General features: G+C 46.0%; 24 protein-coding genes and 1 pseudogene. 12 read left to right on the plus strand and 13 right to left on the minus strand.

Annotated elements, in window-relative coordinates; translation table 11 throughout:
* The first annotated feature begins 212 nt into the window (after positions 1-212).
* Positions 213-620: a CBS domain-containing protein gene (locus MHN32_RS17560; RefSeq protein WP_239422437.1), complete on the plus strand. Its 408-nt coding sequence runs from the start codon at positions 213-215 to the stop codon at positions 618-620.
* A gap of 20 nt (positions 621-640) precedes the next feature.
* Here the strand turns inward: MHN32_RS17560 and add are convergent, their stop codons facing one another.
* The 7 genes from add to cyaY all read right to left on the minus strand — a co-directional run bounded on the left by add (position 641) and on the right by cyaY (position 7,662).
* Positions 641-1,636 carry an adenosine deaminase gene (gene add, locus MHN32_RS17565; RefSeq protein WP_039491021.1) on the minus strand — a complete coding sequence of 332 codons (996 nt, stop codon included), beginning with the start codon at positions 1,634-1,636 and terminating at the stop codon, positions 641-643.
* A 132-nt stretch (positions 1,637-1,768) separates the two neighbouring features.
* Complete coding sequence (locus tag MHN32_RS17570; RefSeq protein ID WP_039491018.1) at positions 1,769-2,872, minus strand: heme biosynthesis HemY N-terminal domain-containing protein; 1,104 nt, start codon at positions 2,870-2,872, stop codon at positions 1,769-1,771.
* Entirely contained in the window at positions 2,869-4,686 is a 1,818-nt protein-coding gene (locus tag MHN32_RS17575) for a uroporphyrinogen-III C-methyltransferase (protein WP_239422413.1), read from the minus strand. The genes MHN32_RS17570 and MHN32_RS17575 overlap by 4 nt, the downstream gene beginning before the upstream one ends.
* The gene (hemC, locus tag MHN32_RS17580) at positions 4,687-5,625 is read right to left on the minus strand and encodes a hydroxymethylbilane synthase (protein ID WP_017219407.1); all 939 of its coding nucleotides are present in this window, start codon (positions 5,623-5,625) and stop codon (positions 4,687-4,689) included.
* Positions 5,626-5,728: 103 nt separating this feature from the next.
* Positions 5,729-6,640, minus strand: a complete 912-nt coding sequence (locus tag MHN32_RS17585) for a DUF2914 domain-containing protein (protein ID WP_239422414.1) — start codon at positions 6,638-6,640, stop codon at positions 5,729-5,731.
* 45 nt (positions 6,641-6,685) lie between these two features.
* On the minus strand, positions 6,686-7,342 hold the full coding sequence (locus MHN32_RS17590; RefSeq protein WP_239422438.1) for an alpha/beta fold hydrolase: 657 nt from the start codon (positions 7,340-7,342) through the stop codon (positions 6,686-6,688).
* Positions 7,342-7,662, minus strand: a complete 321-nt coding sequence (gene cyaY, locus MHN32_RS17595) for an iron donor protein CyaY (protein ID WP_010378141.1) — start codon at positions 7,660-7,662, stop codon at positions 7,342-7,344. Before cyaY ends, MHN32_RS17590 begins: the two co-directional genes overlap by 1 nt.
* A 155-nt stretch (positions 7,663-7,817) precedes the next feature.
* Here cyaY and MHN32_RS17600 point away from each other — a divergent pair, with 155 nt between their 5' ends.
* The 7 genes from MHN32_RS17600 (at position 7,818) to MHN32_RS17630 (ending at position 14,050) form a co-directional block, all read left to right on the plus strand.
* Positions 7,818-7,994: a lipoprotein gene (locus MHN32_RS17600; protein WP_010604229.1), complete on the plus strand. Its 177-nt coding sequence runs from the start codon at positions 7,818-7,820 to the stop codon at positions 7,992-7,994.
* 1 nt (position 7,995) lies between these two features.
* Positions 7,996-9,249, plus strand: coding sequence for a diaminopimelate decarboxylase (gene lysA / locus MHN32_RS17605; protein WP_239422415.1), 1,254 nt, complete (start codon positions 7,996-7,998; stop codon positions 9,247-9,249).
* A 127-nt stretch (positions 9,250-9,376) separates the two neighbouring features.
* Positions 9,377-10,207 (plus strand): diaminopimelate epimerase, encoded by an 831-nt coding sequence (gene dapF / locus MHN32_RS17610; protein ID WP_174170997.1) that lies wholly within the window; start codon positions 9,377-9,379, stop codon positions 10,205-10,207.
* Positions 10,204-10,830, plus strand: a complete 627-nt coding sequence (locus MHN32_RS17615) for a DUF484 family protein (RefSeq protein WP_239422416.1) — start codon at positions 10,204-10,206, stop codon at positions 10,828-10,830. The genes dapF and MHN32_RS17615 overlap by 4 nt, the downstream gene beginning before the upstream one ends.
* Positions 10,827-11,750: a tyrosine recombinase XerC gene (locus MHN32_RS17620; protein WP_239422417.1), complete on the plus strand. Its 924-nt coding sequence runs from the start codon at positions 10,827-10,829 to the stop codon at positions 11,748-11,750. Before MHN32_RS17615 ends, MHN32_RS17620 begins: the two co-directional genes overlap by 4 nt.
* 2 nt (positions 11,751-11,752) lie before the next feature.
* A complete protein-coding gene (locus tag MHN32_RS17625) occupies positions 11,753-12,454 on the plus strand; it encodes an HAD-IA family hydrolase (RefSeq protein WP_239422418.1) in 702 nt (233 codons plus the stop codon).
* An 84-nt stretch (positions 12,455-12,538) separates the two neighbouring features.
* Positions 12,539-14,050 carry a peptide MFS transporter gene (locus MHN32_RS17630; RefSeq protein WP_174170999.1) on the plus strand — a complete coding sequence of 504 codons (1,512 nt, stop codon included), beginning with the start codon at positions 12,539-12,541 and terminating at the stop codon, positions 14,048-14,050.
* Positions 14,051-14,079: 29 nt separating this feature from the next.
* On the opposite strand, the gene MHN32_RS17635 is transcribed toward MHN32_RS17630, so the two are convergent.
* Positions 14,080-15,414: a hypothetical protein gene (locus MHN32_RS17635; RefSeq protein ID WP_239422419.1), complete on the minus strand. Its 1,335-nt coding sequence runs from the start codon at positions 15,412-15,414 to the stop codon at positions 14,080-14,082.
* A gap of 115 nt (positions 15,415-15,529) precedes the next feature.
* Here MHN32_RS17635 and MHN32_RS17640 point away from each other — a divergent pair, with 115 nt between their 5' ends.
* A complete protein-coding gene (locus MHN32_RS17640; RefSeq protein ID WP_239422420.1) occupies positions 15,530-16,399 on the plus strand; it encodes an SDR family oxidoreductase in 870 nt (289 codons plus the stop codon).
* Between the two features lie 3 nt (positions 16,400-16,402).
* Here MHN32_RS17640 and MHN32_RS17645 read toward each other — a convergent pair whose 3' ends face one another.
* Positions 16,403-16,708 (minus strand): DUF6482 family protein, encoded by a 306-nt coding sequence (locus tag MHN32_RS17645; protein ID WP_010604220.1) that lies wholly within the window; start codon positions 16,706-16,708, stop codon positions 16,403-16,405.
* Between the two features lie 81 nt (positions 16,709-16,789).
* On the opposite strand from MHN32_RS17645, the gene MHN32_RS17650 reads away from it, so the two are divergent.
* Positions 16,790-17,482, plus strand: a complete 693-nt coding sequence (locus MHN32_RS17650) for a pseudouridine synthase (protein WP_174171021.1) — start codon at positions 16,790-16,792, stop codon at positions 17,480-17,482.
* 23 nt (positions 17,483-17,505) lie between these two features.
* Here the strand turns inward: MHN32_RS17650 and MHN32_RS17655 are convergent.
* A pseudogene (locus MHN32_RS17655) lies at positions 17,506-17,893 on the minus strand (MAPEG family protein).
* A gap of 304 nt (positions 17,894-18,197) precedes the next feature.
* On the opposite strand from MHN32_RS17655, the gene MHN32_RS17660 reads away from it, so the two are divergent.
* Complete coding sequence (locus MHN32_RS17660; RefSeq protein WP_239422421.1) at positions 18,198-19,067, plus strand: DMT family transporter; 870 nt, start codon at positions 18,198-18,200, stop codon at positions 19,065-19,067.
* On the opposite strand, the gene MHN32_RS17665 is transcribed toward MHN32_RS17660, so the two are convergent.
* Together MHN32_RS17665 and MHN32_RS17670 are read right to left on the minus strand one after the other, a co-directional pair.
* A complete protein-coding gene (locus MHN32_RS17665) occupies positions 19,054-19,368 on the minus strand; it encodes a multidrug efflux SMR transporter (protein WP_010604216.1) in 315 nt (104 codons plus the stop codon). The two genes, MHN32_RS17660 and MHN32_RS17665, sit on opposite strands and share 14 nt — an antisense overlap.
* 1 nt (position 19,369) lies before the next feature.
* Positions 19,370-20,896, minus strand: coding sequence for a bifunctional GNAT family N-acetyltransferase/carbon-nitrogen hydrolase family protein (locus MHN32_RS17670; RefSeq protein WP_010378119.1), 1,527 nt, complete (start codon positions 20,894-20,896; stop codon positions 19,370-19,372).
* 154 nt (positions 20,897-21,050) lie between these two features.
* On the opposite strand from MHN32_RS17670, the gene MHN32_RS17675 reads away from it, so the two are divergent.
* Entirely contained in the window at positions 21,051-22,121 is a 1,071-nt protein-coding gene (locus MHN32_RS17675; protein WP_239422422.1) for a GGDEF domain-containing protein, read from the plus strand.
* 27 nt (positions 22,122-22,148) lie between these two features.
* Here the strand turns inward: MHN32_RS17675 and MHN32_RS17680 are convergent, their stop codons facing one another.
* Positions 22,149-24,434 carry a penicillin acylase family protein gene (locus MHN32_RS17680; RefSeq protein WP_102055825.1) on the minus strand — a complete coding sequence of 762 codons (2,286 nt, stop codon included), beginning with the start codon at positions 24,432-24,434 and terminating at the stop codon, positions 22,149-22,151.
* Between the last annotated feature and the right edge of the window lie 103 nt (positions 24,435-24,537).

The raw sequence follows: 24,537 nt of genomic DNA on the forward strand, positions 1-24,537 counted from the left end.
CGCTAACTGCGTTGAATTCACTTCCAATAGCCAGCTATTGGTGCGTAGGTTAAGTAACTTAAGCCAAGTTATTTAATAGCAATTTATCCAATGTGTGGCAGGTGTTTAGTCACACATTGAAAAAACAGAATAAACCAATCAAAACAATCCATTTTACCAAAACACTCTCACCCGCTACTCTCATATTACACACAAACACCGCGAGAAATATGATGAGTAAACTCTATGTTCGTGACATCATGTCACCTGATTTCCCACTGTTAACCGCCGAGACCGAACTAACCGACGCGATTAGTTTACTGCAAAAGCATCATTTAATTGGTGCGCCAGTGGTAGATGAACAGCGTCATCTTGTTGGATTTATTTCAGAGCAACAGCTACTCAAGCCTTTGCTTAATTCCAGCTACTTTTGTGATGGTAAAGTACAGCTGAGAGATTTACTGGCAACGCCAGCCCTCAGTATCGAAGCTGCAACAACCGTTGTCGACCTTGCACAACGTATGCAGCAAAACAGTCCTAAGGTTTATCCCGTACTCAATGAAGGCAAAGTGATTGGAATTGTGACACGCAGCCAAGTCGTTGCGGCGCTAAAAGAGAGTTATCTTAGCTGTGCGGGGTGATCCCACACAGCAATTTCAGCCTACGCTTTCTTTGCAAGCAACGCTTTTTTATCAGCTTCGCTTAAAAAGGCAATCTCAACCGCATTGCGCTGCGCTTTATGGATATCACTCAAATCTAAACCTGCCGCCGCAGCTGCATGGCTATACTCGTTGTCCAACTCGATACCTTGAACCGCAGGGTCATCGGTATTGATGGTTGCCAATACACCATGATCTAAAAATGCTTTCAATGGATGCGTGGTTAAACTTTCGACAGTACTTGTTTGGATATTACTGGTTAGGCAAGACTCGATCCCGATACGATTATCACGTAAATAGTCCATCAGAGCTGGGTCATGGATTGCTTTAACTCCGTGACCGATACGTGTTGCACCAAGTTCTTTAATGGCTTGCCAGATACTTACCGCGCCCTCAGCTTCGCCAGCATGTACCGTCACACCAAGGTAAGCATCGCGAACCTGCTTATAATGTTCAATAAACAGCTCGCCCGGGAAGCCCAGCTCGTCACCCGCGAGGTCAATCGCAACCAACTGCTCTTTAAAGGCAAGTAGCGCGTCTAGCTCATATTGGCATTTCTCAACACCAAATGTGCGTGACATAATCCCGATCAGGTTAACCTTAATGTCTTGGCCTTTAACTGCACTTTGTACACCGTCGACTACGGCTTCAACAACGCCCTGCGGGTGTAGATTATGGGTTTTTGCCATGTAGTAAGGGCTAAACCTTAGCTCAGTGTAATCAATACCTTGTGCAACTGCGTCGGCAACATTTTCAATCGCAATACGGCGACAAGCATCGTAGTCACCTAGTACCTTTACGCCCCAATCTAGTTTTTCAAGAAACGCCATTAGATTAGGTGCATTGTCCAACACTTGAACATGCGGGCGTAGACCTTCGAGATCCGTTGCTGGTAAATCCATATTAAACTGCTGGCCAAGTTCTAAAATCGTTGTAGCACGAACGTTACCATCTAAGTGGCGATGTAAATCTAATAGTGGGAGTGTGTTATTGATCATAAGAGACTCGATTTGCAGTTAAAATTTCTGGGATCATACGCACCTAAACTGAGATAGCAAGGACATATGTCAGAATTGAGTATAGCTAACTTTAGTACAAAAAAGCCTGCACATTGCTGCGCAGGCTTTTCGTTACGATTTTGCGATTAAATACGCTTTCTCGTAGGTATGCATTTTTTCGTAGGCGAGCTGAGCTTGCTTACTCCAGCGCGCTTCCCAAGGGTTTGCGCTTAAAGAATCAAAGATCTTCGCAGCAAGTTCATAATCCCCCTCAGCATTGCAAAGGCAAGCCAATGAGAACAGCAACTCCTTGTCATCTGGATGTTTTTTCAATTGCTGCTGCAGTGCTAATTTGAGTTCATTACTACTTTGCGTGCTGTGTTGCAGATAGTCCGCCAACTGGTGATATTGACCTTGTTTAAGCAGCTTCTTGAGCTCGCCCAACACTTCCGCTATGCGCCCCTGTTGCAGCTTCACCTTATTAAGAGCAGGTATTGCATGCGCTTTTACTGCCTTAGGTAGCATATTAAACAAAGTGTCTGCTTGCTCTGGGGCTATCACAAACATGCGCTCGAACACACTCTGCCACTGCGTATCACTCCAATTGAGCTTTTTGTGCCACTTCGCGATTTGTGCAGCGGCCAGCTCGGGTTGCTTAGCCTGTAGGCAAGCTAAAATGTAACCGCTAAGCACCGCAGAAGTTGGTTTAGCCGCAGACATTTTATCATCAAGTAAAGCCAACGCCTGTTCACTATTATTTGCCTCTAGCCATAGTGCCGCGAGCTGCCCTTGGTTGTCATCTGATATTGCTTCTAGCTCCGTATTCGCTTTGACAACATCTCCTTGTTTTAACGCCGCTTTGGCTGCGATGGCACGCACATAGTCTTGGCGTTCATCCGGCTGCGGCGTTTTCGTCAACAAAGTTGCGGCTTGTTCCACTTCGCCGTTAATAAATAGCCACAAACTTTCGTTCCATGCTTGTTGCGCTTTTAGTTTGCGCTTTCTGGAAAAATGACCTTTCGTATTGACTAGGCGATGCCACGACCAACGCACTACCTTACCCAACAACACTAAAGCGGTGATGACAAGCAACAACAAGATAGTGAAAGACACTATGCTGCCTTCAATCGTGGTTTGATTGAAAGAGATCAACACATAGCCTTTCTCATCAATGAGCAAATGACTGGCGGCTAGCGCGATAAAGATAAGCGCGAAGGTGATGATTTTTGCCATCATTTTAGCCACCCTTTTACTGCTGCTGGGGTGGCAAGCTCAATCGACTCTTGGCGCTGAACTTCACTGCGGCTCAGCTTGTTTAAAGCCTGCTGCATCGCGCTCACAGGCGCGTGTTGCGTATCAAAATAACGCGCCAATGTGTCGGCTGCACTATCAAGCGCACTGAAGTAAATGCTCGCCTGTTGATCTATTAATGCGGTTTGTGCTTGGGTTAAATAAGCACGCAGCTGCGTGCGTATAAGCAGCTGCTCGTTTTTATCTAAGAGTGGGTCTATCACCACTTCATCATGGTGGCGTATGGTAATAAAGGCATCAACCAACCCCCGCCAAGAGCGCTTTAAGTTCGCTTGCCAATCATCAACCTGTTGCGATAGCGCAGCATCTTCACTCGCTGCCTTTTGCGGAATCTGCTTGGTTTTGATCGTTAGCGTATCAACTTGAGACAATAAACCATGAAGCTCAAAGTAAAGTGACTCCGTTTGTGGCTTAGGTAAGGCCTTCAAAGCCGCAATATCTGTAGCAATCGCCTGCTTAACAGCAGCCGTGTTGGACTCAGACTCTAAGCTCTCTTGCAAGCGCTGCAGAATAGCGATTGCGCCAAGATAATCTTGCTCTGCCGCGACCTTAAATGCAGCAAGGCGCTGTAAATACAATGCCTCAGAGGCCACGGCACCGCTTACTTGCTGCTGCGCCTTGGCAAGCGTCTGCGTTAGCTGGGTTTCCACATGTTGCTGCTGCTCAGCCAATCGCTTTGCGACATTGTCTTGTAGCGAATCCAGCACATTTTCTACTCGCTGAAGTTGCGATTTAGCGCCACTCAGCTGTGTGTTTAGTAGCTGATTTTCAGCGTTAATCGCTTGGTTAGCTAACAACGCTTGTTGCAACTGTTGTTGCTGTTGCAAATAAACATAGCCAGCACCAGCGCCACTACCCAGTGCCACTAATAATGCAAGGAGCGCAACCTTACTCACACCAGCCTTAGCGTGATGTGGCGTTACGGTTTGCTCTGCTGCTTTTGCAGCTTGCTGGGTATTTGTATTCTTTGTTTGCGATTCAGACTGAGTCATTTTGCGCCCTTGCTGCTTGGTATAGTCGATGATACTCCCTGCGATGGCACGATTATCAGGGCCATGACATACCACAATTTGAGACTGTTCGATGTTATAGGATTGCTGTACATGCTCAGCAATACGTTGGCTCACAACAAAGAAAGTGCGCTGAGCCAACCAATCTTTACTTGCTGACGACTGCGTATTAAAAATCGCATCCGCTGCACTATTACTGGTAATGACTATACCTTCAATCTGCTGGCTTCGCCAGTGGTCTAACCAGCTATCTGCATTGTCTTTTACGGCAACGCGTTCATAAACCACCAGACTGTCAAGGATGGCTCCCCGCGCTTTTAAAGTTTGCGCAATAACGGGACGCCCGCCTTTCCCTTTGACCAACAATACACGCTTGCCCTCAACAGAGGACAGCTGCGGGAGTGCAAGCAAGCCTTCGGAATCAGGTTGTTTAGGGTATTTAGCCTTGATATTTAGGGTCTGCTGGATAGCATCGGCCGTACCTTCGCCAACAGCAAAAGTTGCGCAATGTCCGGCTAATGGAACTTCTAATTGGTGAAAGTATCGCACCGCATCTGGCGAGACAAAAACAGCTAACTCGGCTTCGCTTATCATTGCTTTGGCAGTGTCACTCACCGCCACTTCGTTAAGCTGCAATACTGGGCAAATCACTGAGCTAATTTGCTGCTGTGTCAGTAACTCAGATAAAGGTTCTGATTTGCCAACGGGTCGAGTTAGCACAACTTTCATTTAAGCGTCCCTATAAACCTCAGCAAGAATTTTATCTGCACCTTGCGCAAGTAAGGATTCTGCCAATTGAATTCCAAGTTGCTCAGCCTCTGCAACCGTACCAGAGCATTCGCCGCGCAAAATTTCGCTGCCATCGACAGCACCCACTAAGCCACGCAAGTGTACCTGATCGCCCGAGACTTCTGCATAAGCACCGATTGGAACCTGACATCCCCCTTCCAAACGGCGGTTCATTGCACGCTCGGCAAGTACACGAATACGTGTATCAGTGTGCTCCAACGGTGCGAGGAATGCTTTGGTTTGAGCATCATCGCTACGACATTCGATACCGACAGCGCCTTGGCCATTGGCCGGTAATGAATCTTCAGGTTCAATATAACTTGCGATTCTATCCACCATTTCTAAACGGATAAGTCCCGCCGCGGCCAAAATAATGGCATCAAACTCACCCGCATCTAGCTTGGCTAGGCGAGTATTCACATTACCACGTAAATCCTTAATGACTAAGTCCGGACGCGCTGCTCGAATTTGACATTGGCGACGCAGGCTTGATGTGCCAACCACAGCGCCCTCAGGCAACTCTGCAAGTGAGGTATAAGTATTAGACACAAACGCGTCTCTTGGGTCTTCGCGTTCGCAAATAGTATGCAGCTCGAGCCCTTCAGGGAAATCAACAGGTACATCTTTCATTGAATGCACTGCAATATCTGCGCGCCCTTCTAACATGGCCTGCTCAAGCTCTTTGACGAACAACCCTTTCCCGCCAATTTTTGCCAGTGGCGTATCTAAGATCTTGTCGCCTTTCGTCGACATCGGTACGAGCTCTACTTTTAGATTCGCATGGTGTTTTTCAAGCTCTGCCTTAACAAATTCGGCTTGCCATAGCGCCAAAGCACTTTTGCGCGTTGCAATACGTAATATGGAAACTTGTTCTGTCATGATTTGCCTTTCATTTATTGCAGCGTTATTGCCGCTGCAAAGAGTTAACTATGTGGTGATGGCAGTCAGTCACATGCTGCCATACACAATACTGCGAGTAAGATTATTGCTGACTATTATCCACAATGCGGAACGTCTTTTGGGCAAGCAGTTGTCCAGACTGCGTCACCACCTCAACACGCCAATCTCCGGTTTGACTCGGCATGACGTTCTTACTTGAATAAGTACGGTAGCGCGCGGCTTGGATCGGCAGCTCCACTTCTGCCATCAGCTCGTCTTGATGAAACCACAGGTGCGACACCACTTGATCTTTAAGCGCGTGCACTTCAGTGAAAAAGTACAGCTTGTCACTAAACTGAGTGGTCGCAATTACGTCTTTCAACACGTTCGTTGGTTCGCGGTCGTCAATCATGGTAGTGAGTACAGCGCGGCTGATAAATTGCGTGTCGATTTTTGCCCCTAGCGCGACACTGGCGATGCGCGCTTCAGCATCAAATTGATTTTTAGCTTCAGCCCTTGTTTCTGTTTCTGTTTCTGTTTCTGTTTCTGTTTCTGTTTCTGTTTCTGTTTCTGTTTCTGTTTCTGTTTCTGTTTCTGTTTCTGTTTCTTCAGAAGTTTGTTGTTGCACTTGGTCTAACGCAATGACTTGAGCAACCTCTATTGAGGTCGTCGCGGCACCAGCAGGGGTGAGTTCGGGCGTCGTTAAAACGCTATCGGGTGAGGTATCCGCACTTGGCTGCTCGCCCTCACGCTCTTCGTTAGAGTCTACTGATGCAGGAGAGTCATTCAGCGATGTATCAGTTTCTGCAATGGTGGCATGCATTGATATTGCCACTTGGGTATCATCTTCATCTGCATTGACGTTATTCACGACACCATAAACCCCCGCGGTCGCAATGCCAGCAAATGCTGCCGTTGCCATAAAAATGCGTTTCCAGTGCCATTGATAGGTCACCGCTGAGGGCTCTGAGGGTTGCTTACTCACCGACGTTTTTATGACAATCTTTTGTGACATTGCTTTGCTCCTGTATCTGTCACCAGTACCTTATACCACTTAATATTAATCGCTCAGTCTCGTAATTAACCAAGCGCGAATGGCTTTTAACTCGTCAAGACAGACCTGATGCTCCATTGGGTAGTCTTGCCAGCTCACTTCATAGCCTTGCTGTTGTAACGTGTTAAATGCGTGCTCACCTGCAAACATCGGCACGACAGGATCAGCACTGCCATGCGCCATAAAAATAGTAAGCTCGCTTTGCTGTGCTTCTGCACTGAGCTTTTCAGGCACACACATATAAGTTGATAGTGCCATGACACCAGCCAATTTAACAGTTAAACGCGGTGCAAGATGGAGCGCAATCACGCCCCCTTGAGAAAATCCAGCTAGGATAATACGGTTAGCTGGAATACCTTTATCTAACTGTGCCTGAATTAACGCTTCAACCTGAGCTGATGAGTCTCGCACACCTTGCTCATCCGCTCTTTTATCCAGATCAAATGATTTAATGTCATACCATGCACGCATCACCATACCACCATTTATGGTGACCGGCTGCTCTGGTGCATGTGGAAAAATAAAGTGTGCACCCAATTCGTCAGGCAGGTTTAACTCAGATGCAATGGGTAAAAAGCCGTTACCTGAATCGCCTAAACCATGAAGCCAAATAATACTCGCTTTATGTTGTCCTTTGGCAGGATAATCTACAAACTCCAACATTAATCGTGCTGCCACTCTATTGCGATATTTGCTTGTTTAGTCGCCGCGTCGCTCATAAATTGCCAAAACTCAGCACCGGAGCGATTATCAATCCACTGATCGCCACGCAACTCAAAGTGATGACCATTAAACTTAGTCGCCACCCAGACTTGGTGCAATGGTGCTTGTTTGTTGATAACAATTTTGCTCTTGTCAGGGAAAATAATTTCTAGAATTCCCGATGCTGATTCGTAATCTAAATCAGCGTCACAATCATCGATCTGCTCTTCAATAGTCAACATTAGCGCATCGGCTAACTCATGATATTCACTTTCTGTCATCGTGATTTCCTCTTACTGACGCACTGCGGCATGGTGCCTAAGCTTAACTCGCTATTTGAGCAATTTGATGAAGACGAAATTTCAATAGCGAAAAGCTGCTTTTTTTATCAATTCTGTTACTCTGCGATTATAAAGGCACTGACACGAATTATCTAATGAAAGCGACACCTTATAAATTTAGCGTAACGGCACTTGTTTTTACTACTTTAATCGGATTATCGGGTTGCGGTCAAAGCGGTCCGCTTTATTTGCCTGAACAACAGGCTAAAAAATCAAACCAACCGAAAGCAGCACAAGCAAACCAGCCTGAAGCAGAACAACAGGAGCGTTAAAATGGATTATTTCAATTATCAAGATGGCGAACTATTCGCTGAAGATGTCGCCATAACCACAATCGCCGAGCAATATGGCACTCCTTGCTATGTCTACTCGAAGAAGACTTTAGCGCGGCATTATCACGCTTTTACGGATGCCGCAGCCGGTCATCCCCACTTAGTGTGCTACGCAGTAAAGGCGAATTCAAATATCGCCGTATTGAACGTCTTGGCTCAGCTTGGTTCTGGTTTTGATATCGTGTCGAAGGGTGAACTTGCGCGAGTGCTAAAAGCAGGGGGAGATCCTCAAAAAGTCGTTTTTTCTGGTGTTGCGAAAACGGAAGATGAAATTGCGTTTGCGCTTGAGACTGGGATTAAATGCTTTAATGTTGAGTCAATTGCAGAGCTTCACCGCATCAGTGAAGTGGCAACCAGACTGGATAAAATTGCGCCAATTTCATTGCGTGTAAACCCAGATATCGATGCAAAAACTCACCCCTATATTTCAACCGGGTTAAAAGAGAACAAATTTGGTATTGATATCAAAGCCGCATTTGATGTTTACCAGCTCGCGTATGCCCTTCCGGGTTTAAAAGTGGTTGGGATCGACTTTCATATCGGCTCTCAGTTGGTTGAGGTTAATCCATTTTTAGCGGCGTTAGATAAAGTGCTGACTCTAATCTCTCAACTTGAAAAAGCGGGAATTTACTTGCATCACCTCGATATCGGTGGCGGTCTTGGCGTGCCCTATGACGGTGAAAAACCGCCGCATCCGAGTGCTTACGCTGCAGAGATTAAAGCGCGATTGGCGCAGTTCAATGATCTAGAACTCATTTTTGAGCCTGGTCGAGCGATTGCTGCCAATGCCGGTGTGTTGGTGACTAAAGTCGAATTTATTAAGCCAACCGAGCATAAGCATTTTGCCATTGTTGATGCTGGTATGAACGACATGTTACGACCATCGCTTTATCAGGCTTGGCAAAATATCGTACCAGCCACACCGCGAGACGACGTTGACGCGATAAATTACGACGTGGTTGGTCCAGTGTGTGAAACGGGTGACTTTCTAGGTAAAGACCGAGTACTTAAAATTAAGGCTGGCGACTTATTAGTACAGCGCAGTGCAGGCGCGTATGGCTTTACCATGAGTTCAAATTATAACTCACGCCCCCGCTGTGCAGAGGTCATGGTTGATAACAACCAACACCACCTAATCCGCCAAAGAGAGCCGTTAGAATCTCTATGGCAATTTGAGCAACTACTGCCACAATAATCCGACTTGGATACATCCTAGGGGTGCAAAACAAGGCTTAATGCCAAGCAGCTTCCCTAGTCGAGGTATCCATGGCAAAGTATTAGTAAAGTGAGGCCATGGTTTTATACCAAAAGATAACCACTCTATGTTTATAAACTTTTCAAAAATGCATGGTTTAGGCAACGACTTTGTGGTGATAGATAATGTCACCCAAAATGTGTTTTTGTCTCGAGACCAAATTAAGAAGTTAGCAGATCGCCACTTTGGAATTGGCTTTGATCAGCTGTTGATGGTTGAAGCGCCTTATTCCCCGGACTTAGATTTTCATTATCGTATTTTCAATGCCGATGGTAACGAAGTTGAGCAGTGTGGTAACGGTGCTCGCTGTTTTGCTCGTTTTGTCCGCATGAAGGGCTTAACGAACAAACACAAGGTTTGTGTCTCTACAAAGGGCGGCAATATCACCCTTTATACCGAAAAAGACGGCCAAGTTACCGTGAATATGGGCAAACCAAACTTTAACCCACAAGCCATTCCGTTTCGTGCAAACAAACAAGAAAACACCTATATTTTAAGAGCCGACGAACATACGGTGTTTTGTAGCGCGGTTTCTATGGGCAATCCTCATGGCGTGATTATTGTCGATAGTGTAGAAACCGCAGAGGTAGCTACACTTGGACCACTCCTTGAACACCATGAACGTTTCCCACAAAAGGCCAATATTGGCTTTATGGAAGTGATTTCTCGTGAATACGTTAAGCTACGTGTTTGGGAGCGCGGCGCTGGCGAAACGCTTGCTTGTGGCACAGGAGCATGTGCTGCCGTAGTTGCAGGCATAATGCAAGGCAAGTTAGAAGAAACCGTTAGGGTCGACCTACCAGGTGGCAGTCTTCAAGTGCGTTGGGGCGGTCAAGGTCAAGTAGTGAAAATGACCGGACCGGCGGAGCATGTTTTTGATGGGCAAATCGCAATATGACCATAAAAGAAGCAAATTCGACTGAACAATTAGTCATTGAGTACCTGCGCAAGCATCCTGATTTTTTGCTCAGGCACCCTTATGTGCTATTGGATTTGCAGCTACACCACCAGCAGCAAGGGCTTCCAAACCTTGCTTTGCACCAACAGCGGATGCTCCGCGACGAAGTCAACTCACTACAGCAGCAGATCAAAGACATGGTCCATTACGCAAAAGCCAACGAACTGGTTTTCAAGCAGCTGAGTGAATGCCAATTGGCTATCATGCGTTGTACTGAGTTGAGTGCAATCAATCATACGTTAGCACAGCGCTTTGAGGACCACCCGGACATCCAAGCATGTAAACTCATCAACATCGATGATACGCTTTTGGAACTCGTGTCAGCTAAACTGAGCAGTAACAACTGCTACTTAGGACGACTCAGTCAGTCACAAGCTGAACTCTTGTTTGCCGATATTGAAGTAGGATCGGTAGCACTTTACCGCGTTGATGCGTCAGACAAAGATCGCTTTATTCTGGCCTTTGCCAGCCGCTCACCAGAACACTTTTCGCCACAGCATGACAATATGTTGATCACGGCTTTTATTCAAACATTATCGCTTAAGCTCGAAGCGCTGGCATGAGCCTAACACCACTATCGGAAGATTGGACGCAACCAGTAACCGCCTTTATGGCACACTTGCGCCACGAAAAGCACTACTCAGAACATACACTAACCCAATACAACTCTCAGCTGCTCCAAGCAGCGCAATATTTTTGTGACCACGCCTCCTCTTGGCTAGAAGTCAGTGGCGAGCAAATTCGCCGCTACAGCATGAAGCTTCGCGGTCAAAATTACAGCCCAAGAACCATCAACCTTAAGCTCAGTTGTATTCGGAGCTTATATAAATTTCTCAAGCTCAAGTCACAATCGCAACAGGCTGTCGTCAATCCCGCGCAGGGGATCCGAGGGCCTAAGTTTCAAAAACCACTCCCAAAGAACCTTGATGTGGACCAAATGGGACAACTTCTTGAGATACAGGCAGATGATGCGCTTGCTATTCGTGACAAAGCCATGATGGAATTAATGTACTCTAGTGGTTTGCGATTAAGCGAGTTGGTTGGTGTAAACCTATTGGATGTCAAAGACGGTGAAATACGCGTGCTTGGTAAAGGCGGCAAGGAGCGTGTTGTGCCTGTCGGTGGTAAAGCGCTAAACGCACTAGCTGATTGGCTCAAAATAAGGCCGCAATTTGCAACATTGGAAGAACCCGCGCTTTTTGTGAGCAAATTAAAGCGCCGGATCAGTCCTCGCCATGTCCGCGCAAGAATGAAAGAATGGGGTCTGAAACAAGGGGTTAGTACACCTATTCACCCCCATAAACTGAGGCACTCGTTCGCCAGCCACATGCTAGAATCCAGCGGTGACTTGCGCGCGGTACAAGAGATGCTTGGACATGCCAGCTTATCAGCCACTCAGGTCTACACCCATTTAGATTTTCAACATTTAGCAAAAGTGTATGATAGCGCTCACCCAAGAGCGAAAAAGCAAAAAGACGAGTAACAATGAGATTCAATAAGCCCATTTCAGACATTGCCGCCATCAGTTTTGATTTAGACGATACACTATACGACAACAGGCCTATTATCATTGCGGCCGTTAACGCCATGACAGCGCACCTGGATGCTATTCCCAAGTGGCAAGCGAGGGGGCGATCATTCTGGTCTCAGTGTCGAAACGAAGCACTCAAACAAAACAGTGCGCTCGCAGAAGATGTGACAAAGTGGCGTCAAGTGGCACTTGAATGGGGCTTCACGGTACTGGGCTTTGATACCGCAACAAGTAGACAGCACGCACTACGTGCCTACCAAGCCTTTGCCGATGCCCGCAGTAATATCACGGTCAGCGACGCCGTCATCAGCCTGCTTGCTCAGTTACGCAGTCAATATCACATTATTGCTATCACTAATGGTAATGTCGAGATAGATAAATTTAATCTTCGCGATAGTTTTGACTTAGTGCTTCGCGCTGGAATTGATGGCCGCGCTAAACCTCACCCTGAGCTTTACCAGCTTGCCTGCCAGCATTTTAACCTTGCACCACATCAACTTCTGCATGTTGGCGATAGCTTAGATACCGATGTACAAGGAGCACACCGTGCTGGCTGCCCTAGTGTTTGGCTTCGCAATCACTTTGCACCATACCAGTACAAAGGATTAGCCAATGTGGAAATCGATGACATACAAATGTTAAAAAAGATGATGTAATGTTTCCTTTCATGTGGTTGCATTCGGTGCTTGAATAACGTACTAATATTGACTTCCAAAAAACGATAATAATGGAAGTGAAATATGTCATCACAGGACACAACAAGTGACACAGGCTTTTTTGGTCATCCAAAAGGTCTGTTTACACTGTTTCTCACCGAGATGTGGGAGCGAATGAGTTATTATGGCATGCGTGCCATGTTAGTGCTTTTCATGACGGCAACCTTACAACAAGAAGGCCTTGGTTTTACTGTCGCATCTGCAGCCGCAATATATGGCCTCTACACTGGTTCGGTTTATTTCTTAGGGTTACCTGGCGGATGGATAGCCGACCGCCTCCTTGGTGGTCAACGCGCGGTTTGGTACGGCGGGATCATCATCATGTGTGGCCACATTATTCTCGCCATTCCTAGCGAGTTTTCTTTTTTTGTGGGCCTTATCTTTGTTGCCAGTGGTACGGGCTTATTAAAGCCAAACATCAGTGCCATGGTTGGGCAGCTCTATAATGATGAGGATAATCGTCGTGACAGTGGTTACGCCATTTATTATATGGGGATCAATTTAGGCTCTGTGATTGGTTATATGGTGTGCGGCTACTTTATGGAAAATGTTGGTTGGCACTGGGCCTTTGGCGCAGCGGCTGTCGGTATGGCAGTCGGCCTTATCACGTATCGTTTAACAGGCAAACATATTGCCACTGTCGGTAACGAGCCAACTAACCCCATGAAAGGAAAAGAGAGCGTAAAAGCATGGAGTGCTATAGGCCTTGCAATTGCGGCTGTCGCAGCAGTTACCATTGCTGCATTTACTGGCGTATTAGTGATAAACCCTGTGGTACTGGCAAAGTATGTAGCCTTCGCTTTCACCATTACGTTTTTCTTGTACTATGGTTATATCTACTTTGCTGGAAACCTAGATGAAAATGAAAAGCGCCGAATGTGGGCTCTCTTTTTGGTTTGCGTTGCTTCCACTTGTTTTTGGTCTGGTTTTGAACAAGCGGGCTCATCGCTTAATCTATTTGCCCGCGATTACACTGACAGATTAGTCGGCAGTTTTAGTATTCCAACCGCTTGGTTCCAATCAGCCAACGCTTTCTTCATTATCGTGTTATCTCCTTTCTTTGCTGCGCTATGGATTAACTTGGCTAAGCGCATGATCACGCCAACCTATAGCGTGAAATGTGCGATTGGTCTGATCATCATGGCGAGCGGATTTATTGTGATGTTTTTCGCTTCCCAATATGCAGCTCAAGGCCTACAAGTAGCACCGATGTGGTTGATCACCACTTACTTTTTGCACACCGTGGGTGAGCTTTGCTTAAGTCCTGTGGCATTAAGCGCAGTAAGTAAGTTATCTCCCAAACGTTTTGCAGGGCAAATGATGGGGGTTTTCGTACTGACTTACTCCATTGGTAATATCTTCTCGGGTCTACTCGCTGGTAGCTTTGATCCTAATAATATCGAAGACTTGCCCAACCTTTATCTGCAAATTGCATTATTTACGATCGGTATTGGTGTATTTGTCGGTGTGCTTGGTCTTAAAACCAAGCATTGGGAAAAACAATCTGAAAAGCCACTGACAGAACAAACGGCTTAAACGAATTGGAGATGTAGGAGTGATGACTTCTACATCTTCTCAAATTCAGCAGAAACAAGCTGACCATCATAAGATTTGAAGTGGCCAGCCCACAGCTCGGCTGTGACCTCAATTGTGCCGTAAAAGTCCTCAATCTCTCCTATCAAAGAAGCTTTATTTTCAGGGTCTAAATAATGCACTCCATAAAACTCCCAGGGTGAGAGCACACTTGTCATATCAGCAAGCCCAATTAGATTTGCATTGCTTAGCGACCAAGGCTCAAGTAACTTGAGCGAAGTCACCTTTCCAAGCTTATTTAATTCGATTAACTGGTTACAACCAGTGTAAAACACCGTTTTCGCATCCACGCTTTGCCATTGAACTAGGCTTTGCTGGTGATGTTGTACAAACTCGTCTATCTCGATCTGACCTTTATAGCAACTAAGTGCGGCTGGTTTGGTGACATTAAACTCACCAATCTGTAAGCCAGAAAGTTTAGTTTTTGGCTCTTTGGTGTATTTTCCTTCTTGATAAAACGTCACGCTAGGAAAAGTGTTTTTGATAGCCATCATCACCTTCTCACTCAATGTAACCTTCGTGATTTCAACGGTTTCATCTTGAATATGAATGGCTAGGTTAATGTCGTAAATATTAATAAGATTAGCAAGACTTACAGGCAACAAATTGAAAGCATATTGATAACCAACAAACAGATTGTTTTCGAATAGTAACGCATGATTTCTACCAATGATTGCTAGCTTTTGCCGTTCATTAAGTGGCCAGACAAGGGTAAAGCGCCCCACTTTTTTCTCTGCTTCAGTATAGGTATAGCCTAACCTAATACCAAAGATTTGCTTTTGTGAAATTACCATATCATCAACTTGCGTCTGTTTAGGCACATGTACATTAGGGTTTGGGTCTATCTCCACGTTAAAGGCAATCCGCTGAGTTTTACCAGAAAACGATGTTGCGGTTATCATGTTATAGTTTTTAGCCGTGATGGCTTCCGAAGTCTCACAGGTAGTGACTGGGTAAGCTACAATCCGACCAGAGACACTCACTTCTTTTGAGGTGCCTTTGAGACGCTCTTTGAGTACCACTCTATCAACAATGACGCCGTACGAATAAGCTTGTGCTTTAGTTGACAGCGCTTCGAATAGCTTCATCTTTACATCATCGCTCAGTTTACCCGCTACTTTTCGGACTTGTTCACTACTTGCTTCTCTTCCAGCAACCGCATAAATCGAGCCTGAACTTTGCGCAACGAATTCTATCTGTTGTGTTTTTTCAGTAAGCAGGCAGTTACTTCCTTTCATAAATACTTGCGTTGCGCTTGCTGATGTAGACAGCATCCACATACTGACCAACAGAACTTTATTATTCATCGTTACTCTCTGTTTAATTGCTCCTCATTTAACCTAGCGGAAATCGACACAAACCTGTAGTTTTTCATTTGCCTTTGTTACTGTACGAGCACATTTAAAAAGGATGCTGTTATCTATGTCTAAAGTTATGATCACCGGCGCAACTGGTCTACTTGGCCGCGCGCTTTGCCAAGAGCTAAGTAGTACCCATGAAATTTTAGGATGTGGCTTCAGCCGAGCTGCCGCGCCACTTCACAAACTTGATTTGGCTGACCACAATTCGGTTTTAGACTTCTTAGATAGTCACAGCCCAGAAGTACTTATTCACGCAGCCGCAGAGCGCAGGCCTGAGCATTGTGAGCGAGACCAAGCGGCAACGCTTGCACTTAATGTTGCAGCAACCGAGTTCTTAGCCCAAGCCTGCCGCGAAAGAGATATTCGATTTTTCTTTATTAGTACCGACTATGTGTTTGATGGCACCTCAGCACCTTATGTTGAAACAGATATCACTAATCCTGTGAACTTCTACGGTCAAACTAAGCAAGCTGCGGAGCGTGCAATACTGGCAGACAGCGCACTACACACCATAGTGCGAGTGCCTGTATTATATGGCGAGGTAAAAACGCTGGAAGAATCTGCGGTAACCGTTATTGCCAAGCAGCTGTTGACCAACCCTGCTTCAAGTCACGATCATTGGGCCATTCGCTACCCAACCCATGTCAATGATATTGCGCTAACCCTCAAGGATGTTATCGCACAGCCTAGCCTTGGTGGAATTATTCATATCAGTGGCAATCAAGCATTCACTAAATATGAAATGGCGCAGGTCATGGCGCAGGCTTTGCAGCTACCGACGCAAGATCTCATGCCGCTGAGCCAACCGAGTGACGATGCCACAAGACCACAAAATTGTGCTCTAAAAGACACTAGATTGATTAACATGGGGATCGCCCACCAACGCGATTTTGCAACCGCGGTGAGTGAAGTACTCACGAACCACAAATAACGCTTAGAAGAGGTTATTACGACCAAAGGGCACTTCTAATGTATTGTCATTGGCTGACACTGGGTGCCCTATCATCTCGTCATAAGCACTTTGATGTCTAATCACCATTTCCATGTAGCTAATATCAAGCAGGCGTTTTTGAATTTGCAGCGGGTTATGTGCTTTTAAAAACTCACCATTTTCTTCCGTGACATAATATTCCACGTTATTAATAAGCACACTGACTTGATAAAGCGCTAAATCAATGGAATGCACTATTACCTTTTGCAGCGGCTGATGTTGTTTTAACTTTGAAAACGCAATGGCCATTGATATTCCCCATACGTGGATCCAAACAGTCTGTTGCCCTACAATACGCGCTGTTATCTCATTTTGATCATGTGAATGTCTATGTCCTATCCGATGCGTTTGGCTAAATATCTCAGCCACTGCGGTGTTTGCTCTAGGCGACAAGCGTCTCGCTTAATTGACAGCGCAAGAGTGACCGTAAATGGTCGCTTGGCCAATCACATAGATCACATCAATTTGACCGATTCCATTATGGTCGATGGTGAACTGGTCGCGCCCCCGCAAGCAAGAAGGCTCTTTGTTTACCATAAACCTGTTGGTATAGACTGCAAAGTGAATCCAGATGACCCGGCTAGTATCTATCATGTACTACCTAAATCGTGTCGTGTTTATCCAATAGGTCGGTTAGACAAAGACAGCCGGGGGTTACTACTACTCACCAACGATGGGGCACTGTGTCAGCAGTTAATCCACCCAGACCATCATCAAGAGAAAGAATATGAGGTGCAAGTCGACAAGCCTCTAGATCCAGGTTTTTGCCTTAAAATGGCAGCCGGCGTGCCAGTGAAGGGCCAAATAACCCTACCCTGTACCGTTGAACAAATCGCACATGACCGCTTCAGAATAGTGTTACGCCAAGGACTCAATCGCCAGATCAGAAGAATGGCACATCACTGTGGTTATCGGGTTATCGACTTATACCGAGTGCGTATCGCAAACTTAGCATTGACACAGCTAGAGGTTAACTCCGCTGAAGTGAAAGAGATTTCAGCAGAGTTAATTAAATTAGCCTAAGTGTAGAGTCACGCAAAGGACAACTATAAACCACACACCACAATAATGGCGATAGCACAGCCGAGTCCTAGCGCCCATACGATGGAGCGCAGCACGTCAATATTCGCCCAATACAGCACACAATATAATGCTCGAGCGACAATATGGCCTATGGCTAGCCATTCGACTAGAGAAGTGTAGGTTTGGGTGCCAAACGCAACGGCTAAGGCGACAGCAAAAACAGCTAATGACTCAAAACAGTTTTGATGTGCGGCTAATGCTCTTGCCCCCCAGCCCTGTCAGCTTCTTTTGCTGTTCACGCGGGAGCTTGTTGTCATAGCCCCCTTCTTTGTTCATCGCCACTGCCACAGGAATTTTGGCAAAATAAGGTAGTAAGATAGCAAGAATTGCACAGATGATTAGTATACCCACAAGATACTCCTTCAACCTTTTGATTATTCAACTCAGTAGAGCAGAATAGCGTTAAAAAGAAAAGCCATAAGTGAATACGTAATACCCTAACCTATGGCCCAATCTTGTAGCATCGACCTTAATCATATCGTGATACTGAAAATTGAACATGTGGCAAATTGTCGCAGTACGCCAACCACAAGAATGCTTCCGTAGCACCTTGAATACACATTGAATTATTTTCACTATCACGAAAATGCATTTATTCAGACTCGCTCCTATCCGGTATGCTGATACACATTCGAGCATTGTAGAGTCACCTCTCATGTGGATTTTGTTCACCTTACTAGCGGCTTTTTCTCAGGCTTGGCGAAATGCTTTTCAAAGCAAATTGAGTGAAAGCGCCTCCACAGCCAGCGTCACCTTAGCAAGATTTATTTTAGCCAGCCCACTTGCAGGCTTATATCTTTGGAGCCTTTATCAGATCACTCCTGCAGAATCGCTCGTCATTAACGATGACTTTTTAGCCTTTGTGCTGGGGGCCAGTGTCATGCAGATCATCGCGACGGGGTTAATGGTGGTGCTGTTTAAGCAAAATAATTACGCCATAGGTGCTGGACTTGCGAAGAGTGAGGCACTCGTGGCGGCGATTTTGGGCGTACTCTTTTTTGGCTCGAGCTTAACTTTACTCGGTTGGTTTGGTGTCTTTATCGGCGCCATCGCGGTGTTGTTATTGAGTGGGTTTAGCCTGCGTGCTTTCAATGGTCAAACTGCTCTAGTAGGACTTGCCTGTGGAACAAGCTTCGCGCTCACTTCTCTTTGGGTGCGTGAAGCCAGTATCGCATCGGGCCTACCTTTCCCCCACAGTGCAGCCTGGGTGTTGCTGTTAGTGCTGGTTTGCCAAACTGTGATGTTGAGTATGTATTTGACGATACGCGAACCACACTCTTGGCGCGTGCTGTGGCAACGTCGTAAACTGACGCTGGCAATTAGTGTTAGCAGTTGCATCGGTTCTATAGGTTGGTTTAGCGCAATGAGCCTTGAGCATGTCGCCTACGTGAAAACACTCGGCCAAATCGAAGTGTTTTTCACTTTGCTTATCTCATTCTTGTGGCTCAAAGCGCCGGTAAAGAAGCGCGATTCAATGGGACTCTTACTCATCGCCATTGCGGCTATTTTGGTTATGCTAACTTAAGTACCACGACCCCACTGATGATAAGTAACACGCCCAAGTAGCGCATAAAACTACTTGGGTCACCGTAGAAAAAGATACCCACTAAGAATGTGCCTGCCGCGCCAATACCCGTCCACACCGCATACGAGGTACCCAGTGGAATTTGCTTTTGCGCCAACCATAACATCCAGCCGCTCAAGGCCATAAAACCAACGGCTATCACTATGCCTAGCCAACGAGTATCGGCTTGTTGCGCCATTTTCAGACCAACGGGCCAACCTATTTCAAACAGGCCAGCCATAATTAAATAAACCCACGCCATACTATTTTTGTTTCAACTCCACAGAATACAGGTCTTTTCTTCGGTCTCGTAAATTACGCACCGTTCCTTCACTATGCAATATTTTGAGTTTATCTAAGTCTAAGTCACTAAATAACAGCATTTCCGTATTTGGTGTTGCTTCGTTGAGCGCGGCATCATGAGGAAAAGCAAAGTCCGATGGCGTCAACACCGCTGACTGCGCGTACTGCACATCTAAGCTTTCTACCTGTGGCAAGTTACCAACGCTTCCTGCGATAACCACGTAGCATTCGTTTTCAACCGCACGAGCCTGCGCGCAGTGCCTCACCCTTAAATAACTGTTTTTTGTGTCAGTCCAAAATGGTACAAACAAAATATCCAGCCCTTTTTCAGCCATGATCCGCGATAACTCTGGAAACTCCACGTCGTAGCATACTTGGATCCCTACTCGGCCCGCATCCGTATCGAACACTTCAATTTTATCACCGCCTTTGATAACCCAATCGTAATCTTCGTGAGGGGTGATATGAATTTTACGTTGTTCATCCACTTTGCCAGAGCGGTGACACAAGTAACTGACGTTATAGAGCTTGTCGCCCTCAAGTAGCGGCATAGAGCCGGTGATAATATTGGCATTGTACTCAATCGCCATTTGCGACATAGCGGCTCTAAACTGCTCGGTATACGTCGCCAACGCACGAATAGCTTCGGTCTGATTTCTATAGCTTCCGAGCCCCATTAGTGGCGCGTTAAAGAACTCAGGGAACAAGATAAAGTCACTTTGGTAATCCGAAACCGTGTCCACAAAATACTCAACTTGCTTCATTAGCTCCTCTACCGATTCCACCCGGCGCATCTGCCACTGCACTGCCCCCACTCTGACGATGGTTTTCTTACTTTCGATCACGGTATCGGTGGGCTCAAAGAGAATGTTATTCCACTCAAGTAAGGTCGCATAGCCTTCGGAGTCCTGATCTTCCGGCAAATATTGTTTAAGCAGTCGCTTTACTTGGAAGTCGTTGGCGAGTTGGAAGCTTAGAATGGGGTCGTGTAATTCTTTATGATCGACTTTGTTGATATACTCCATTGGCGACATACTGCCACGGAATTGCTTATAAAGCGGAATACGGCCACCGGCTAAAATCGCACGCAAGTTGTACTGACGACAAAGCTCTTTACGGGCATCATACAGTCGTCGACCAAGACGTAGACCACGATGGCTTTTGGCTATCACTACGTCCAGCCCGTAAAGCGCATCAGCATTACTATCACTAAAAATTCGGCTATGCGCGTCAACAATGTCTTCATAGGTATGCGGGTTAGAAAAGGTTTGATAGTCAACTTGAACACTCAGCGCGATACCGACGAGACGCTCACCGTCTTTGACACCGATCTGTCCCTCAGGAAACTGGTCAATCAACCTAAATATCGTATGACTAGGCCACGCACCACCGAGATCAGGATAGGCTTCATCCATTAATGATTTAACCTGATCGTAGTCAGACTTTTCTAGGTTACATAGCGTGATCCGCGCTTTTTCTACAGACATATCAACTCCAAAGCTTTTATCATCTATCTCTCACTCTACTACAGCCAACCTTGCTGGATGCTGAGCGAATAACCAGAGCTTAGGTCAAATAGACGGCAAATCACAATAGAGCTTCTATACTTTATTTTATTGTGAATACCACAAGAGCTTACGTTTGACTAAATACCACCCTTATAGCAAACCAGACCAAGTAGAAGCATTAAAATTTGCATTATTACGACGTGTGGCCGCGTATTGCATGTGGCTACACGCTGGCCTCATTGGTGTATTTTGGCATTTAGAGGTGAACATACTTGCTTGGGTCAACGTGGGTAGTGTGCTGATGTGGTACGTTGGCATTAAACTCATTGATGCGAGTAAGCCCTCTATTGCACTGCGGGTTTTCTGCCTTGAAGTCGCCGTCCATGCGACGCTGGTGTGTGCCTATCTCGGCATGTCACTCGGGTTTCAGTACTATCTCTGGACAGTGTCTTGCCTCATGTTGTTAGACTACCAACTCAGGTTACGCAATGCCGTGATTTATTCCGTTGTGTTGATCACGCTATTCGCAGTCTTAGAATTATTGTTTGGTGATGTTGCCTATCAATATCGCTATCAACAGTTAATTCCCTATGTCCATTTTGCCAATGTGCTCATATGTGGTATTCCAATGATCTACACAATCAGCCACATACGTAAAATGACGGTGCAACAAAGAGACAAATTAGAAGAACTCGCTGCACACGATCCGCTCACTCAAATGTTCAACCGTCGCTATGCGCGCGAATTAATCACCCATGCTAAAGAAAACTGTATCTCTACTCACTCTCCTTTATGTTTGGTGATGGCGGATATCGACCACTTTAAAAAAATCAATGACACCTTTGGCCATGACAAAGGAGATCAAATCTTAAAAAGCGTGGCCGAAACAATCAAAGCACATATTCAGCCTGCAGACATTGCCGTTCGTTGGGGTGGTGAAGAGTTTTTAATTGTGCTGGCGCCTTGCTCTAGTGGAGAGGCAATGCAGCGCATGGAAAAATTACGACGAGCCGTCGAAGCCACCAGTTTTGAAAACGAAATACTTAAAGTCACCATGAGTTTTGGCGTTGCAAATTGGGACCTTAGTCAAACTTTTGAGGTCGTCATTCAACATGCAGATGCTGCGCTTTACGACAGCAAACATTCAGGTCGAAACCGTGTTACCGCAGCACCGATTTTGCGTGTATCGGAGGGCGTAAGTTAACCCCTCCGATACGTTCAGTGCAAAGCCTTACTTAGGTGAAATGACGATCTGATGAGTTATTTTGCCCGGTAACAAAGGGGTGTTACCTCCTCCAGCATAGTCATTAAACCCCGTACGATAAAATGGTGATAGCGGATGTCCACTTTGGCCACCAGCAACCGTTAAAATCGCATTTTCTAAATGGCCAGGTTGTGCAATAAAGCGCTGTGATGCACCGAATGACTTACCTTGCACTGCTGGCATAAAGGTATCACCAAAGGCTTGTGTGGTTGGCATATCTAACAATCCACTTAGCATAGGCATTTGTTTGGAGAATGGGTGCTGCACCTTAAGTGCATTCACATCTCCCCAACGCCAAGCGGCCATATTACTGCCATAGCGTTCACTGAGTTTTTGTTTGGCTAGTTGATATGCCGCCAGCTCAAGTTCATTCCAATTGCTATAGCTGCCAAGCCAGCTATTTGGCTGCTCAGTTAAAAGCTGCCAAAGACCGGGTTCGAAATAACCTTTAACAGACTTCAGCGACAGGCTCTGCGTTTGTAAATACTGCTCTAACGGCGCATATAATGTGTCTATCAAGGCATTGCGATAAGCTTTCACCAAAGTGTAGCCAACTGAATCAGCACACGCGCAGCCCTGCCAGTCTTTAAGTAACTTTAAGTCTTTATCAAAGGAGCTTGGGTCTTGCGTTTGCAATAGCGTGACTAAACGCTCATGCCAAGGCGTTAAAAACTTCGCTTGGTTATCTAGTTGCAGCTGATAGAAATCTGCTTCGGTGAAAACTTGCTTACTAATCAGGCCATCACGAATTTGTGCTGCGCGTGCACCTGGCGCATAACCGCCATCACCAAAGCGTTGATTATCCGCGACAGACACGACTCGAGCGTTTGCAGTCCATAACTTACCGCTTTCAGGGTCTTGTACCACCGGGCGAATACTCTCGTTATTTTGCCAAGAGGATTCATACTCTTCCTGCTTCACCGCAGTATCATGAGCAAACTTGCGAGCAGGAATAGCGCCAATCGGCGTCCACGCTGCACTACCTTGACTATCCACCACGACCAAATTCTGAATTGGAATGCCCACATTTTTGGCATGTGCAGTCGCTTCTCCAACTTCAGAGAACAGCTCAAGCTGAATGAGCTCTAGATTGACTGCATAGGGCTGGTGAGCAACCCAACTCAGCGCAAGCTTTTTATCACCCAACTGCTTTACTGGGCCAAACGCACTCATTTCCAACTGATAGGTATGCACCTCACCGCTAGGTAACATAATCTCTTCAGCGATCTGCTGTGTTTTGGTGTCGCTATTAAGCTCTATCCAATCAGCAGCATCTAGATAGCCATTCGTAAATCCCCATGCGATGTGATTATTGCTACCAACAACGATGGCAGGCGCGCCAGGTAACGACACGCCTGTGACTTGTACCTCTTTACCCTGTTCCTGATAGTTTAGCTGCGCGCGATACCAAATTGATGGTACGCTTAAACCCAAATGCATATCGTCCGATAGCATAGCCGCTCCTGTTTTCGTCAGCGCACCGGTTACCGCCCAGTTGTTACTGCCATATAACGGTACATCTTCAATATGCTGGGGCTGAATTTGCGCCAGATGCGGCTCTAAGATTGGAATAGCGGCAGTTGGTGCCGTTATTACGCTACCATCTAATGCGGCTTGATGGTGGCTGGGCTGCAAAATGAAATCGAGCATACCTTGACCATATTGCTGCTTAAGGGCTATCAAGGCTTCATCACGCTCATAGTTGGCTGTTTGTAAATCTAGATACATGCTGAAAATAACTAGCAAGCTGTCCTCTGGCTGCCAAGGTTTAGGTTTTGATCCCAATAGCAAATATTCAAAACTGGTGAACCCAGATTGCGCTCGACCATCATTCACTCCACGAGTATAACGCTCAAGAGTTAATCGATAAGCACTCGGTAAGGACCGTACAATTAACTCAGCTCGCTTTCTAAACTGATGAAATCGCATCCTTTCATCTAAACCTATTGCAGCGGAACCAAATAACTCGCTCAACTCACCCGCAGCATTACGACGTAATAAATCCATTTGAAAAAATCGGTCTTGGCCGTGCGCAAAGCCCAAACCATAGGACGCATCTGCTCGCGAGTCCGCCGATACCACTGCTTGTCCCATCGCATCTCGCGCTACCGTCACGGTATTTTCAATTGTCGTAGCACTACCTTTTCCATCGAGAGCTGGCAAGCTCAATGCCAACAGACCATAGATGGTCGCTGTCCCTAGTAATACGAGCAACAGCAGTACGACAACAATTCGTTTAATCCAAGTAAGCATGGCTATCCTTTACAATGTGCTAAATATACAGTTGGAAGGTATATCATGTCATCGGCCAATAAACCAATATTCTCGACTGTGTCACAGTTATAAGACAATCAAG

This window comes from Pseudoalteromonas sp. Of11M-6, assembly GCF_022347905.1.
GTDB lineage: Bacteria > Pseudomonadota > Gammaproteobacteria > Enterobacterales > Alteromonadaceae > Pseudoalteromonas.

Coding starts and splice junctions, on each gene's coding strand:
- MHN32_RS17600 (WP_010604229.1), top strand. CDS start 7,818: ATGAAAGCGACACCTTATAAATTTAGCGTAACGGCACTTGTTTTTACT.
- MHN32_RS17680 (WP_102055825.1), bottom strand. CDS start 24,434: ATGCTTACTTGGATTAAACGAATTGTTGTCGTACTGCTGTTGCTCGTA.
- lysA (WP_239422415.1), top strand. CDS start 7,996: ATGGATTATTTCAATTATCAAGATGGCGAACTATTCGCTGAAGATGTC.
- MHN32_RS17575 (WP_239422413.1), bottom strand. CDS start 4,686: ATGAAAGTTGTGCTAACTCGACCCGTTGGCAAATCAGAACCTTTATCT.
- MHN32_RS17660 (WP_239422421.1), top strand. CDS start 18,198: ATGTGGATTTTGTTCACCTTACTAGCGGCTTTTTCTCAGGCTTGGCGA.
- MHN32_RS17590 (WP_239422438.1), bottom strand. CDS start 7,342: ATGTTGGAGTTTGTAGATTATCCTGCCAAAGGACAACATAAAGCGAGT.
- MHN32_RS17645 (WP_010604220.1), bottom strand. CDS start 16,708: ATGGCCATTGCGTTTTCAAAGTTAAAACAACATCAGCCGCTGCAAAAG.
- MHN32_RS17560 (WP_239422437.1), top strand. CDS start 213: ATGAGTAAACTCTATGTTCGTGACATCATGTCACCTGATTTCCCACTG.
- cyaY (WP_010378141.1), bottom strand. CDS start 7,662: ATGACAGAAAGTGAATATCATGAGTTAGCCGATGCGCTAATGTTGACT.
- MHN32_RS17620 (WP_239422417.1), top strand. CDS start 10,827: ATGAGCCTAACACCACTATCGGAAGATTGGACGCAACCAGTAACCGCC.
- MHN32_RS17650 (WP_174171021.1), top strand. CDS start 16,790: ATGTCCTATCCGATGCGTTTGGCTAAATATCTCAGCCACTGCGGTGTT.
- MHN32_RS17615 (WP_239422416.1), top strand. CDS start 10,204: ATGACCATAAAAGAAGCAAATTCGACTGAACAATTAGTCATTGAGTAC.
- MHN32_RS17570 (WP_039491018.1), bottom strand. CDS start 2,872: ATGATGGCAAAAATCATCACCTTCGCGCTTATCTTTATCGCGCTAGCC.
- MHN32_RS17640 (WP_239422420.1), top strand. CDS start 15,530: ATGTCTAAAGTTATGATCACCGGCGCAACTGGTCTACTTGGCCGCGCG.
- MHN32_RS17635 (WP_239422419.1), bottom strand. CDS start 15,414: ATGAATAATAAAGTTCTGTTGGTCAGTATGTGGATGCTGTCTACATCA.
- MHN32_RS17585 (WP_239422414.1), bottom strand. CDS start 6,640: ATGTCACAAAAGATTGTCATAAAAACGTCGGTGAGTAAGCAACCCTCA.
- add (WP_039491021.1), bottom strand. CDS start 1,636: ATGATCAATAACACACTCCCACTATTAGATTTACATCGCCACTTAGAT.
- MHN32_RS17625 (WP_239422418.1), top strand. CDS start 11,753: ATGAGATTCAATAAGCCCATTTCAGACATTGCCGCCATCAGTTTTGAT.
- dapF (WP_174170997.1), top strand. CDS start 9,377: ATGTTTATAAACTTTTCAAAAATGCATGGTTTAGGCAACGACTTTGTG.
- hemC (WP_017219407.1), bottom strand. CDS start 5,625: ATGACAGAACAAGTTTCCATATTACGTATTGCAACGCGCAAAAGTGCT.
- MHN32_RS17630 (WP_174170999.1), top strand. CDS start 12,539: ATGTCATCACAGGACACAACAAGTGACACAGGCTTTTTTGGTCATCCA.
- MHN32_RS17670 (WP_010378119.1), bottom strand. CDS start 20,896: ATGTCTGTAGAAAAAGCGCGGATCACGCTATGTAACCTAGAAAAGTCT.
- MHN32_RS17665 (WP_010604216.1), bottom strand. CDS start 19,368: ATGGCGTGGGTTTATTTAATTATGGCTGGCCTGTTTGAAATAGGTTGG.